General features: G+C 42.4%; 12 protein-coding genes. All 12 read left to right on the forward strand.

The annotated features are described in order from the left end of the window. The first annotated feature begins 4 nt into the window (after positions 1 to 4). The 12 genes from CAP51_RS14045 to CAP51_RS14100 all read left to right on the forward strand — a co-directional run bounded on the left by CAP51_RS14045 (position 5) and on the right by CAP51_RS14100 (position 13,233). On the forward strand, positions 5 to 1,216 hold the full coding sequence (locus tag CAP51_RS14045; RefSeq protein WP_087621373.1) for an NAD(P)/FAD-dependent oxidoreductase: 1,212 nt from the start codon (positions 5 to 7) through the stop codon (positions 1,214 to 1,216). A 45-nt stretch (positions 1,217 to 1,261) separates the two neighbouring features. Next, positions 1,262 to 2,497, forward strand: a complete 1,236-nt coding sequence (locus CAP51_RS14050; RefSeq protein WP_087621374.1) for an MFS transporter — start codon at positions 1,262 to 1,264, stop codon at positions 2,495 to 2,497. Positions 2,498 to 2,522: 25 nt separating this feature from the next. Beyond that, the gene (locus CAP51_RS14055) at positions 2,523 to 3,056 is read left to right on the forward strand and encodes a cupin domain-containing protein (RefSeq protein WP_087621375.1); all 534 of its coding nucleotides are present in this window, start codon (positions 2,523 to 2,525) and stop codon (positions 3,054 to 3,056) included. A gap of 23 nt (positions 3,057 to 3,079) precedes the next feature. Then, positions 3,080 to 3,907, forward strand: coding sequence for an alpha/beta fold hydrolase (locus CAP51_RS14060; protein ID WP_087621414.1), 828 nt, complete (start codon positions 3,080 to 3,082; stop codon positions 3,905 to 3,907). A gap of 13 nt (positions 3,908 to 3,920) precedes the next feature. Continuing rightward, positions 3,921 to 4,715, forward strand: a complete 795-nt coding sequence (locus CAP51_RS14065) for an SDR family oxidoreductase (RefSeq protein WP_087621376.1) — start codon at positions 3,921 to 3,923, stop codon at positions 4,713 to 4,715. A 24-nt stretch (positions 4,716 to 4,739) separates the two neighbouring features. Beyond that, a complete protein-coding gene (locus CAP51_RS14070; protein WP_087621377.1) occupies positions 4,740 to 5,531 on the forward strand; it encodes an aspartate dehydrogenase in 792 nt (263 codons plus the stop codon). Between the two features lie 14 nt (positions 5,532 to 5,545). Next, positions 5,546 to 7,030: an aldehyde dehydrogenase gene (locus CAP51_RS14075; protein ID WP_087621415.1), complete on the forward strand. Its 1,485-nt coding sequence runs from the start codon at positions 5,546 to 5,548 to the stop codon at positions 7,028 to 7,030. A 24-nt stretch (positions 7,031 to 7,054) separates the two neighbouring features. Further along, on the forward strand, positions 7,055 to 8,695 hold the full coding sequence (locus CAP51_RS14080) for a thiamine pyrophosphate-binding protein (RefSeq protein WP_087621378.1): 1,641 nt from the start codon (positions 7,055 to 7,057) through the stop codon (positions 8,693 to 8,695). 181 nt (positions 8,696 to 8,876) lie between these two features. Further along, a complete protein-coding gene (locus CAP51_RS14085; protein ID WP_087621379.1) occupies positions 8,877 to 10,307 on the forward strand; it encodes an aspartate ammonia-lyase in 1,431 nt (476 codons plus the stop codon). 95 nt (positions 10,308 to 10,402) lie between these two features. Beyond that, the gene (locus CAP51_RS14090) at positions 10,403 to 11,599 is read left to right on the forward strand and encodes a hypothetical protein (RefSeq protein ID WP_213062698.1); all 1,197 of its coding nucleotides are present in this window, start codon (positions 10,403 to 10,405) and stop codon (positions 11,597 to 11,599) included. Between the two features lie 211 nt (positions 11,600 to 11,810). Further along, positions 11,811 to 12,332 carry an RNA polymerase sigma factor gene (locus CAP51_RS14095; protein ID WP_087621380.1) on the forward strand — a complete coding sequence of 174 codons (522 nt, stop codon included), beginning with the start codon at positions 11,811 to 11,813 and terminating at the stop codon, positions 12,330 to 12,332. Continuing rightward, positions 12,325 to 13,233: a FecR family protein gene (locus tag CAP51_RS14100; RefSeq protein ID WP_171294797.1), complete on the forward strand. Its 909-nt coding sequence runs from the start codon at positions 12,325 to 12,327 to the stop codon at positions 13,231 to 13,233. The genes CAP51_RS14095 and CAP51_RS14100 overlap by 8 nt, the downstream gene beginning before the upstream one ends. The last annotated feature ends 172 nt before the right edge of the window (positions 13,234 to 13,405 follow it).

A 13,405-nucleotide genomic window follows, 5' to 3' on the forward strand; every position in this document is an offset into this window, starting at 1 on the left:
AGCTATGGAAAGAGTAGTTGTCATTGGTGCCGGACAGGCAGCAGGCTGGGCAGTATATACGCTTAGACAACAAGGGTTCGATGGAGAAATTCATGTCGTTTCTAATGAAGACATGGCATTTTATGAACGCCCACCCTTATCGAAACAAGTGCTGGCAAAAGAAGCAAGTTACGACAGTTTAAATTTATTCTCACCTGAACAGGTACAGGCCTTTTCAATTGAATGGCATAAACCTGATGTAGCCATTGAAATTGACCGTAACAGTAAGCAGGTCGTGCTACAAAGTGGCAAGGTTTTGCCTTATGACAAGTTATTAATTGCCACAGGCAGTCGGGCGCGTATTCCAGTTCAGACCTGGCAATTTATGCCGAATGTGGTGACTTTGCGTAACGTACAAGATTGTGAGCGCTTGGCAGCGATTTTTGAAAAATCGGACAACATTGCCATTATTGGTGGTGGCTGGATTGGACTGGAAATTGCGGCAACCGGAAGGAAACAGGGCAAAAATGTGCATTTGTTTGAATATGGCGAACGTTTATGTGCACGCAGTGTTAGTCCGGAAGTTTCAGCATTTTTAAAACAGATACATGAAGCACAAGGCATACATATTCATTTGAATTGCCAAAAACTGCATCTGATTGAAACCTCACAACAGAAAATCGAAATTTCAGAAAGTGATTTACAGGCCCAGACATTTGATTGTGTGGTGGTGGGTGCTGGTGCAGAGATTGCCAAGGAATTAGCCAGTAATGCTGGTTTGGATGTGAAAGATGGCATTGTGGTGAACCACTTTGGGCAAACCTCGGATCAGGATATTTATGCCGCTGGTGATGTCGCAATTCATCCGACCTTGGGATTTTGTATTCAATCTTGGGCAAATGCACAAAATCAAGCCATTGCCGCAGCCAAATCTATGCTGGGTATGGCAACTGAATATAGCGATATTCCGTGGTTATGGTCGGATCAATACCATTTCAACATACAGATTTTAGGTACATATCAGCCAGAGAAAGTACAAACACTGGTGATACGTAAAACAGATGATTCGCAAATAAGTTATTTGTATCTTGATGAAAATCAAAAACTTATAAACTTGATCGCGGTGAATGATTCTAAACTTGTCAAGCTTGCGAAACGCTGGATGCAAGCTGGAACACATTTAGATCCCGAGCAATTAGAAAATCCAGAATTTAATGTCATGAAATTAAAACCATAAGCATCAAATTCTGAATTTTTGAGCCAGGTTGAAGGATAGATAGATATGGGTAGTGAAGATGAAACAAAAACAGGATTAAAGCATTGGATTCCTGCTTTTGTCTTGATGGTGTGTGTGGTACTCGCGTTTTTCGACAAAATCAGTATAGCAGTGTTGTTTTCTGATCCACATTTCCAAAGCTCTATGGGAATTGGAGAAGATAAAGCCAAGCTTGGATGGTTGATGACCAGCTTTTTGCTGGCTTATGGATTTTCCTCCATTTTCCTAAGTTTTTTAGGTGATATTTTTAATCCTAAAAAATTGTTGTTCTGGAGTGTTACATCTTGGGGTTTACTCATGCTGTGCATGGGCTTTACCGAACATTATGGTGGCATGCTGTTGTTGCGTATTTTGCTTGGCTTGGCAGAAGGTCCTTTATTTGCACTGGCATATACCATTGTTAAACAAACCTATACCGATCGTCAGCAGGCCCGTGCCTCCACGATGTTTCTCCTTGGAACACCAATAGGTGCATTTTTAGGTTTTCCGATCACGGCATATGTATTGGCCAACTATGACTGGCATACCACATTCTTTGTGATGGCTGTGCTGACCTTAATCGCATTGATCGCCATTGTTGTGGGTTTGCGTAATCTTGAACTGAAAAAGACGCGCGATTTACAACGTAGTGGTGAGATTAAACAGATTGATTTTCAGGATCATCTCAAGAACACCAAAGTATTGCTGAGTAATCATGCGTTCTGGTTGATCTGTATCTTTAACATTGCTCTGATGACTTATCTCTGGGGGCTTAATAGCTGGGTACCTTCTTATTTAATGCAGGATAAAGGCTTTAACCTGAAAGAATTCGGTATTTATTCCAGCTTTCCTTTCATGGCCATGCTCATTGGTGAAGTGGTGGGCGCAGTATTTTCGGACAAAATGGGTCGCCGTGCGATACAGGTTTCGGGTGGGTTATTGATTGCCGGTATTTTCATGTATGTCATGGTGCTGATGACCGATCCTGTTCTAATTATTTTATCCATGTCGTTTAGTGCTATGGCATGGGGCTTTGGTGTAGCAGCAGTATTTGCTCTACTTTCACGAGTGACCACGGCTGATGTCGGTGCAACCGCAGGTGGAATTTTCAACGGGCTGGGTAACTTTGCCAGTGCAATTGCGCCAGTATTGATTGGTTATATTGTCATGCAAACCTCGAATTTTAATCTGGGTATTACCTTCCTGGCTGCTGTTGCTGTCGTGGGGTCATTCTTCCTCATTCCTTTATTGAAACGTTATTAATCTGATTTAAGCAGGAGTAAATCGTATGACTACGAAAACCGAAACTTTTGAATCATGGGTACAACCAGAAGATCAAAACTTGGAACAATGGATCAGTTCCAGAATTGCCAGATTTGAAACACGTAAATATGACTTTGATGCACTGAAATTTCAGGCAGATTACGATCCAAAATACCGTCGGGCACAAATGCGTTATATGGGTACAGGCGCAACTGGTGTTGCCAAGGACAATAATACTGTACCGGCAGAAAACTTTACCTTCTCAACCATGGTGTTGCCACCACAATGTGAAGGGCCATTGCACATTCACCATGATGTCGAAGAAGTATTTTTTATGCTGCGTGGCGAGATTGATCTATTTATTGAGCATAACGGCGAAAAATTCTCTACACGATTAAAAGAACGTGATCTGATTTCGATCCCACCGGGTATTTATCGTGGTCTTTATAACCCGAACCAACATGAAGAAGCCTTGATGTGTGTGATGTTGGGCACAGGTAAACCAACCATTCCAAATTATCCACCTGAGCATCCACTTTCCAAAATCAAACGTACTTAATGGTTTTATCTTTGGGAGAAAAGATGATGACGCTAATTGAAAAATTAATCCACTATCCACTAAAGACTGTGAGTCTTGATGGTGTTCAGCAAGGCTACCGGGAAGCTGGTAATGGTCAGTATCTGGTTTTGTTGCACGGGATTAGCTCGGGTTCGGGTTCATGGATTAATCAGCTTGAGCAATTGAGTCATCATTATCATGTGGTTGCTTGGGATGCACCGGGTTATGGTTTGTCCGATTGTCTGGATAATCCACAACCCAGTGCAAAAGATTATGCAGAACGCTTAAAAGGCTTGCTGGATGTTCTTGGTGCAGATCAGATCATTCTGGTTGGGCATTCACTGGGTGCTATGCAGGCCAGTGCTTTTGCCCATGTTTATCCTGAGCGGGTCAAGCAGTTGGTAATTGCCAATGTGGCACAAGGTTACCAGCGTCATTCTGAGGAAGAAAAAGCGGCGGTATTTGCCAAACGACCACAATTGCTGGCAAAGCTTGGTGCTTTTGGTCTAGCAAAAGCGCGCGGTCCGCATATGTTGTATCAACACGAACCTCAGGCATTGGCCCTCATTACCAACGTCATGGAAAAATTACGTCTGGAAGGATTTACTCAGGCCTCTTATTTACTGGCCTATGATGAAATTCGCAATTATTTAAAGGATTTAAAAGTTCCGTGTGTGGTAATTGCTGCAAAACAAGACGAGATCACGCCGCCTGAAAATATTCGACGTTTGGTACAGGAAATGGCAACGCAGCAGTTTCTCCAAATCAAGCAGGCTGGTCATTTGAGTTATCTCGATCAACCTGAACAATTTAATCAAATTATTTTATCTGCACAATCAGCAACCTTGTAAGAAGGATATAAATATGAGCTTCCAAGTTGAAGGAAAAATCGCAGTGGTCACAGGCGGCTCGTCTGGTATAGGCCTAGCTGTGGTAGAAATTCTGGTTGCAGAAGGTGCAAGGGTTGCATGGTGCGGACGTAATCCAGAGCGTCTGGCACAGTCCAAAGACTATATTCTGGAAAAATTTCCACAGGCAGATATCTTTGTGCAACCTTGTAATGTGCTGGACAAAGAGGATGTAGAAAGATTCGCACAGCAGGTCAATGCTGCTTTTGGCGGCATTGATTTACTGATTAACAATGCAGGACAAGGACGGGTTTCCAATTTTGAAAATACGCAAGATGAAGATTGGATCAAGGAAATTGAGCTGAAATATTTCAGCGTGTTATATCCGGTGAAAGCCTTTTTACCGCAACTGAAATGTTCTCAACATGCCTCAATTACCAATGTGAATTCCTTGCTGGCCTTACAACCCGAACCACATATGATCGCTACGTCTTCAGCCCGGGCAGCGTTATTGAATTTAACCCATTCGCTGGCGCATGAGTTCTCTCAATTTCATATCCGTGTCAATTCAATTTTATTGGGTATGGTGGAGTCTGCACAGTGGAAAAGACGCTATCAGGAACGTACCGATCGGGACATAAGTTGGGAAGACTGGACAGCAAACATTGCCAAAAAACGTGGTATTCCGATGCGGCGTCTGGGTAAACCGGAAGAACCTGCGCATGCACTGGTTTTTCTGGCTTCACCATTGGCATCTTATACTACGGGCGCAACGATTGATGTCTCTGGCGGCTTTAACAAGCATTTATAAATCAGGCATATAAGGTAGGTAGCAATGAAGCAACTGATGATGATTGGGTTTGGTGCAATGGCATCAGAAGTGTATGCCCATTTGCCAGATGATTTAAAACTGAAATGGATTGTTGTGCCTGCCAGCAGTAAGGCAGCAGTACAGGCAAAAGTAAGTCAGGAAATTCAGGTCATTTCCAGCATAGAGGAATGTCTGGGTGAACCGGATTATGTGGTTGAAGTGGCAGGTCAGGCCGCAGTCCATGAACATGCCAAAAAGATTCTGCAACGTGGATGGTCACTAGGACTGATTTCTGTCGGGACATTAGCCAACCTGGATTTATTTACCGATTTAAAGGCCACTGCCGAAAAAAATGGGGCGCATTTGCATGTATTGGCAGGTGCCATTGCCGGGATTGATGGAATTTCTGCCGCCAAAGAAGGGGGGTTGGAACGCGTCATCTACAAAGGATGTAAAAGCCCCAAAAGCTGGCGTGGCAGTTATGCAGAACAATTGATTGATCTGGATCAAGTACGTGAAGCACAGGTGTTTTATCGTGGTACTGCACGTGATGCTGCCCTGAAATTTCCGGCCAATGCCAATGTGGCGGCCACCATTGCATTGGCCGGTGTAGGTATGGATGACACGATTGTAGAACTGACCGTAGATCCCGCCATCAATAAAAACAAACATACCATTGAGGTCGAAGGTCGCTTTGGAAAAATGCAGATTGAACTGGTGGGCGTACCACTGGAAACCAATCCCAAGACCTCAACACTTGCTGCATTAAGTGTGATTCGGGCATGTCGCCATAGTGTTGATGCGGTACAAATTTAAGGATGGAACAAGACATGATCAAAGAAATTTATGTTGCAGGTGAATGGCGTGTGGGCAAAGGCAACATGATTGAGAGTATTTTCCCCGCCGATCATCGTATTGTGAATGCGCAATTGTCGACTGCCAGTCTGGACGATGTAGAAGACGCCATCCAAAAAGCCGAACAGTCATGGCGTGAACCAAGCTGGCGGAGCAGTTTGCCGTTTCAGCGTGCCAAAATTTTATATAAAGTCGCGGATTTGATAGAAGCACGTGCCGATGAGTTGAGTCGTTTGCAAACCCGGGACAATGGTAAACCTTTAGCAGAAACTAAAGGTCTGGTATTGAGTGCCGCAGCAACTGCACGCTATGTAGCGGCTGCCTGTGAAAGCATGGACGAAGAACTGACTTCGCAACGTGCCAATGATGTACTCACCATGAGTATTCATGAGCCGGTTGGTGTCGTAGCAGCGATTACGCCATGGAATTCGCCGATTGCCAGTGAGGTGCAAAAGTTAGCACCAGCCTTGGCGGCAGGAAATGCAGTAATTTTAAAACCAGCTGAAGCAACTTCCCTGATTGCGCTTGAACTGGCAAAGATCTTTGAAGAGGCGGGATTACCAAAAGGTTTGCTCAGTGTGTTGGTAGGTAAAGGTTCGGTGGTTGGCGAAGCGATTGTTAAACATCCATTGGTGAAAAAAATCTCCTTTACTGGCGGCACCAATACAGGACGTCATCTGGCACATATTGCTGCGGAAAAATTGATCACTACTTCTTTGGAACTGGGTGGCAAATCCCCCACTATTATTTTACCGGATGCCGATATCGAACTGGCGTGTAAAGGCATTGCCTATGGCATTTTTAGCTCTGCCGGACAAGCATGTATTGCGGGTTCCCGATTATTTATCCACCGCAGTATTTATAAACAATGTTTAGAACGCCTGATTGATATTACCCAAAATCTGACCATTGGACATCCGGAACAAGCTGGCACGCATGTTGGCCCTCTGATTAGTCAGGCACATTTAGCGTCGGTGGATCGTTATGTGCAACTGGCAATCCAAGAAGGTGGTAAGGTCGAAATTGGTGGGCAGATTCTTAGTGACGGTGATTTTTCTAACGGCAGTTTTTATACCCCAACCATTATTACTGGACTGAGTAATCAGGCACAGACTTGTCAGGAAGAGATTTTTGGCCCTGTTCTGGTGGTATTGCCCTATGACAATGAACAGGATCTGCTCGTTCAGGCCAACGACAGTTGTTATGGTTTGGCCGCAGGGATCTGGACTGAAAATTACCGTAAAGCATGGCAACTGGCCAAGGCACTGGAAGTTGGGACCGTATGGATCAATACCTATAAGAAATTTTCAATTTCTGCCCCTTTTGGTGGTTATAAGGAAAGTGGTATTGGTCGTGAAAAAGGTCGTCAGGGCTTGCTGGCCTATACCCAGCAAAAAAGTATTTACATCGGCTTAAATGAACAACCAAACAATTGGTCTGATCCATTCAATCGGGTTTAACATATTAATTAAAGGAATCAAGGTATGACTGAGCGTGTCAATGTAGGCGAAGCCATTGCTCGAGTGTTGGAACAACATCAGGTCGAGAGTATTTATGGTGTCATTTCTATTCATAATTTACCGATTGCCGATGCTGTAGGGCGTCGTGAAAAAATCCGTTTTGTCGCAGCACGTGGCGAAGCCGGCAGTGTCACCATGGCCGATGCACATGCCCGTTTTAAAGGTTTAGGTGTGGCATTAACCAGTACTGGTGCTGGGGCAGGTAATGCCATTGGTGCATTGATTGAATCGATGAATGCGGCAAGTCCGGTATTACATCTTACCGGTCAAGTCGAACGGGAATATCTGGATCGTGATGCCAGTTTTATCCATGAAACCAAAGATCAGCTGACTTTTTTAAAAGCCTCAAGCAAAGCTGCATTTCGCATCACCAGCCCGGATCAGGCGGTAGGGATTATCCGTGAGGCAATTCGGGTGGCAACCACTGTGCCTATGGGTCCGGTGAGTGTTGAGATTCCAATTGATGTACAAGCCGCAGAAATTGATTTACCGCAAAATCTGGGACCTGTACACGCATTGCAGCTACCCCCTGTTGCAGCATCTGAAATCAATTTGCTGAGTGAAGAAATTAAAAAAGCACAACGTCCAATTTTCTGGATTGGTGGCGGTGCATTGCATTGTGTGGATGAAATTCGTGCCATTGCGGATTTGGGAATTCCGGTGGTGTCATCGACCCATGGTCGTGGCATTCTTGCCGATGAGCATCCACGTACTTTAGGTGCATTTCATAATTCTGCGGCAGTTGAACAACTGTTGGCTGATGCGGATTTAATGGTGGTGGTCGGTTCTCGTTTACGCAGTAATGAAACCAAAACTTATTCACTCAAATTTCCGGATAATCTGATTCAGATTGATGCCAATCCTGTGGCGCAACAACGTAATTATAAAGTGCGTCAGTTTATTGCAGGCGATGCCAAGGTGGTTTTACAGTCTACGTTGATGCAATTACAAGGCATCAATAAAATTGATCCAACTTATGATGCCGCTATCACGGCAGCCAGACAAGCTGCGATCGAAGCATTATCCACACAACTGGATCAATATAGCCTGATTTGTCAGCATTTAAGAGCTGCTTTACCGCAAGATGGCATTCTGGTACGTGATATCACCATGTCTGGCAGTACTTGGGGTAGTCGTTTATTTCCGGTACAACAACCCAATCAAAATATCCATTCCCTTGCTGGGGCAATCGGTCTGGGACTGGCAATGGCCATTGGTACTTCTATCGCCAATCCGGATAAAAAAGTGGTCGGTCTGGTCGGTGATGGTGGTCTTGCACTGGGTATTGGTGAAATTGCCACCATGGTTCAGGAAGGTACCAATCTGGTGTTAATGATCATGAATGATGGCGGTTATGGCGTTATGCGTGGTATCCAGAATAATTATTTTGGTGGTCGCCAGTATTTCAATGAATTGCATGCACCTGATTTTAAAATGCTGGGTGAAGCAATGGGCGCAAAAAGCTGGCGTGTATCCAGTGCTGACGAATTCAAAATAGTGATTCAGGAAGCCGTAGCATGGCAAGGTCCGAGTGTGATTGAACTGGATATGAATGCCATTGGCCCGCTGAAATTTGCCGGACCACCCCAGAAAAAACTGTATTAATTCACTGTGCAGTGAATGTCTAAACCTCTCTGATTCTTTCGGTTAGAGAGGACTTACTCTCCTCATTTAAGGCGGCTTTAAGCAACGCAGGGGAGAGTTCTATCCAAAATTTGTGTGATATCCCTTTAGTGTGATTAAGGGGCTTTTTGATTAGGTAGCTTCATGATGTAAAGGTGAACAGATGAGCAGTCGGCGAGAACATGATTTACTTGGTGAACGAGAAATTCCAGCGGATGCCTATTATGGCATTCATACACAACGTGCTTTAGATAATTTTCAGATTTCCCAGCAACAGATTGGCCAGAATCATTTATTGATTAAAGCATTGGCTCAGGTGAAACAGGCATCTGCCCTGACCAATTATGATTATCATAAAATCAGTAAATTCCAATGTGATGCCATTTTATATGCCTGCAAGAAAATAATTGATCAACCACAACAGTGGCAACATGTTTTTCCACTGGATATTTATCAGGGTGGTGCTGGTACGTCGATTAATATGAACTGTAATGAGGTGATTGCCAATATTGCCTTGAAGCATCTGGGATATGAGAAAGGCCGTTACGATATTATCCATCCCAATGATGTGGTAAATAAATCACAATCAACCAATGATGTTTACCCCACTGCTTTAAGATTATCGCTGTATTATCAAATTGATGAACTGATTATCAGCTTAAATCATATTATTAAAAGCATTGATAAAAAATCCAGAGAATTTAAATCGGTCATTAAAATGGGCCGTACCCAGTTGCAGGATGCGGTCCCCATGACACTGGGACAGGAATTTAAAGCCTATGCCACTTTACTTAGAGAAGATCGAACACTTATTCAAAAATTAAGACCGTTATTGCTTGAAGTGAATCTGGGTGCAACCGCGATTGGCACAGGCGTCAATACAGGTACTGGTTATGCAGGACAGGCTGTACAACATCTGAAAAAAATTACTGGATTAGAATTAAAAGGGGCCTCGGATTATATCGAAGCAACCAGTGATTGCGGGGTATTTATCCTGATTTCAAGTTGTTTAAAACGACTGGCTTGCAAACTTTCCAAAATCTGTAATGACTTGCGTTTGCTGTCTTCCGGTCCGCGAACTGGCTTAAATGAAATTAACTTGCCCCAGTTACAAGCCGGATCATCGATTATGCCGGCTAAAGTGAATCCAGTGATTCCAGAGGTGGTGAATCAAATCGCCTTTAAAGTGATTGGGAATGATATGACCGTGACTATGGCCGCAGAAGCAGGGCAATTACAGCTGAATGTTATGGAGCCAGTCATTGCAGCATGTATGAATGAATCACTGTCGTTACTATGTAAAGCCATTGAAAGTCTGGATCAAAAATGCATTCAGGGCATTAGCGCAAATGCCAAACAATGCCATGCTGCCGTATTAAACAGTATTGGCATCATTACCTTACTTGATCCCATTCTGGGGCATGAGTGTTGTGATCTGATTGGTAAACAATGTATTGCCGAAAATAAAACTGTGCCTGAAGTCGTACTTGAGAAAAAATTGCTGACACAGCAGCAACTTAACGAGATTTTTTCTGTTCAGAATTTGGTATCCGATGATGCATATTGTCGTGTACTAAAACCCATCGCCATCTAAATTTTTTTAACCGAAATTTTGTGAAAACAAAGTTTCATATATAAAACAAGTCAAAGCCTTGGGGTATGAAAGGGTGAGTAGCGAGGAGTGTTGCAATGAAAAAATTGAGCAGACCATTCATGGTTTTTAGTGCATTAATGAGTACCATTTCATTCAATGCGGTAGCAGCAGATTCTTTTCTGGAGTGGAAAAATGAGGATGAAAGTCAATCATTGAAATTAGGTGGTGTCGTGCGTTTTAATCATCGTTATGAAAGTTGGGGCGGTGAAAATGATGGCGCGGGTAAAACCAATTTTGATATTCTTCGGGTAGATCTCAAAGGTAAATATGATGATTTTTATCTTAATTCCAGCTATATCTTGCAGGATCAAGAATACACTTCAATTGAAAAAGCCTATGTCGGATATAACTTTAATAAAAATAATAGTATAGAAGCAGGATTTGTCTATAAACCATTTGCCATTTATCCTTATCCACAAAATGGCTGGACTTACCATATTCCTTTTTTCTTGGGCTATGGCAACAATATTGCACCGGGATTGAACTGGAATTATGTGGATCAGGACTGGGATATTCGTCTGGGATATTATCCGCGAATGTTAGATACCAGTCTGCGTTATTCACCGGAAAGTGCAACGTATGATGATTTAACAGAAAATGCTTTTGCCTTTCAACAAGGTTATCAGAATGAAAAACAAAATCAGGTCAACGCACGTCTTGTGAAAAAATTTGATACAGAGGTGGGTAAACAAGAAGTTGGTTTATCTGGTGCAGTTTCTCAACTGCATAATAAAACCACCGATAAAAATGGTAAATATTATGCACTGGGTGCACATGCCAATACCAATATTGATCGCTGGAACCTACAGGGTTCGGTCATTCATTATAAATATGATGCCAAAAATCCTGATGGGGTAGATAGCGACATGACTTTAATGGGCGTCAATGGATTAACACCTGCATACTTTATTGCTTCGGAAGGTACAATCTCTAGTTTAAACGTTGCCTATACTTTACCTGTACAAGATTTTGGTAAGTTAAAAGCAATTAAATTCTATAATGATTACAGTTATCTGGACAAAAAGCGTCACGACTGGTCTGCTTCCCAGATGAATACGACGGGTATGATGTTTATTGCCAATCCATTCTTGGTATGGGCAGATTACACGTGGGGCAAAAATGCCAATATTATTGGCGGAGCGACCAATAGTACCGGTTTTACCAGTACCAGTTCGGTTAATAGTGATAAATGGCTATATCGAATTAATTTAAATTTTGGTTTTACTTGGTAATAGCGGCATATGAGCAGACAATTTTTATGCTTGTCTACTTTGATTTTAAAATTTTTGTTGGTTATCAATTATTTGTTTAAGATAACCAACAGAATCTACAAAAAGTGGCTGTAGAATTTTTATTACTGACTTATTAAAAAGTGACATTGTATGTAAAATCACAATTGATTATAATTCTCATTCAAATTTATATGAATTGTATCCTTATCAAATGAAAAACAATCCATTGATTGAGGCACTGGTCACGTATCATGACGATCTGGTTGATTATATTAGCTATCGTTTTGGTGATCGTCAATTTGCTCAGGAAGTGGTACAGGAGACCTGTATTCGGGTCTTACAAACAACAATACAATCTGATGAAATTCAAAGTCCAATGGCTTTTTTACGCACCATTTGTTTGCGTGTTGCCATTGATTTTTACCGCAAAGAAAAGCATGTGCACGAATGGATGGATTTTTGTCAGGAGCCACAAGATTATGTGGAATTACATCAAAAAACACTCACCTCACCAGAACTACAATTTGCCAAACAGCAACGAGAGCAAATTCTGCTGCAAACCATTCAGCAATTACCTGAGAATTGTCGAGATATTTTTATTTTGACCCAACTTTATCATTATTCGCAACATGAAGTGGCAGAACATCTGAATTTATCCAGAGGCATGGTGGCACGTTATTTGGCAAAAGCCTTTAAAATCATGTTACCTATTTTGTTGGTGCATGATGAATAATCAACAACCTGAGCATGAACAACAACAGGATTTGGAACGGGTCAAAAAGCAAAGACTGATACAACAAGCTTTGGAACCTTTTGAAGATGCACTGATTGCACAACTCCCTAAACCTGAAGAAATTATTCAGGCTGCTTTAGAGCGACAGAAAAAACAGCGGCAGCATCAGAAAAAGATTTTATCACTGCTTGTTTTGGCAACATTGGGTGGAATATGCTGGTGGAATCCCGTGTATGAACAGCATCTATTAAGTACAGAAGTTGGTGAACAGAAAGATTATATTCTATCGGATGGCAGTCGGGTTCAACTCAATACCGCTACACAATTACAGGTTGCCTATCGCTTATTTTCCAGAACAATTCAGTTACAGCAAGGTGAAGCAACCTTCCACGTGCGACATGCGGCATGGCATCAGTGGTTGTCGTGGGCAGAGCGTGGTTTTGAAGTTCAGGCAGGTGATATTCTTATTGAAGATATTGGCACCATTTTTAATGTGCGTACACTGGCACAACATGATGCACAAATCGCAGTGGTGCAGGGACAAGTCCGGGTCTGGTCGGCGGATCAACAACACTCGACAATTTTAACGACGGGGCAGAGTATTTCGACTGTACAAGGACAATTTGCATCTTCAAACCAGTTACAGGATGTGCAACAGTTAATCGCCTGGCAAAAACGATATTACTATTTTAATAATCAGACGCTGGCGGATGTGCTGGCCGAATTAAAACGTTATGGTGATTTACCAGTGAGTATTTCATCTGATGAACTGGCGCAGTTACGAATTTCCGGTCAGGCAGATTTAACCCAGCGCATGCAATTAATACGGGCATTACCAAGTTTTGCACTAGTCAAGCTCGTTGAACAGGAGGATGGCTCCATGGTGATTGTGAAAAAATAGAGATAAATTTACAATAAATTACATTTTTGCTTGAGCTTTTTTAGCGTTTCAAACGTCATATAGCGTGAGAAAGAAAAAATTAAAAATATTTTAAAAAATGGTGTACAACTTTTATTTCCGAAACGACATACAGGATACAGGCACAAAAAATTGTGTAAAAAGTCTAATTTCG

Origin of the sequence: Acinetobacter populi (assembly GCF_002174125.1) — a bacterium.
Lineage (GTDB): Bacteria > Pseudomonadota > Gammaproteobacteria > Pseudomonadales > Moraxellaceae > Acinetobacter > Acinetobacter populi.

What these genes read in the sequence shown, in the direction of transcription:
- CAP51_RS14065 (WP_087621376.1), top strand. Translation starts at nt 3,921, where the DNA reads ATGAGCTTCCAAGTTGAAGGAAAAATCGCAGTGGTCACAGGCGGCTCG.
- CAP51_RS14095 (WP_087621380.1), top strand. Translation starts at nt 11,811, where the DNA reads ATGAAAAACAATCCATTGATTGAGGCACTGGTCACGTATCATGACGAT.
- CAP51_RS14075 (WP_087621415.1), top strand. Translation starts at nt 5,546, where the DNA reads ATGATCAAAGAAATTTATGTTGCAGGTGAATGGCGTGTGGGCAAAGGC.
- CAP51_RS14055 (WP_087621375.1), top strand. Translation starts at nt 2,523, where the DNA reads ATGACTACGAAAACCGAAACTTTTGAATCATGGGTACAACCAGAAGAT.
- CAP51_RS14080 (WP_087621378.1), top strand. Translation starts at nt 7,055, where the DNA reads ATGACTGAGCGTGTCAATGTAGGCGAAGCCATTGCTCGAGTGTTGGAA.
- CAP51_RS14070 (WP_087621377.1), top strand. Translation starts at nt 4,740, where the DNA reads ATGAAGCAACTGATGATGATTGGGTTTGGTGCAATGGCATCAGAAGTG.
- CAP51_RS14100 (WP_171294797.1), top strand. Translation starts at nt 12,325, where the DNA reads ATGAATAATCAACAACCTGAGCATGAACAACAACAGGATTTGGAACGG.
- CAP51_RS14045 (WP_087621373.1), top strand. Translation starts at nt 5, where the DNA reads ATGGAAAGAGTAGTTGTCATTGGTGCCGGACAGGCAGCAGGCTGGGCA.
- CAP51_RS14085 (WP_087621379.1), top strand. Translation starts at nt 8,877, where the DNA reads ATGAGCAGTCGGCGAGAACATGATTTACTTGGTGAACGAGAAATTCCA.
- CAP51_RS14090 (WP_213062698.1), top strand. Translation starts at nt 10,403, where the DNA reads ATGAAAAAATTGAGCAGACCATTCATGGTTTTTAGTGCATTAATGAGT.
- CAP51_RS14050 (WP_087621374.1), top strand. Translation starts at nt 1,262, where the DNA reads ATGGGTAGTGAAGATGAAACAAAAACAGGATTAAAGCATTGGATTCCT.
- CAP51_RS14060 (WP_087621414.1), top strand. Translation starts at nt 3,080, where the DNA reads ATGATGACGCTAATTGAAAAATTAATCCACTATCCACTAAAGACTGTG.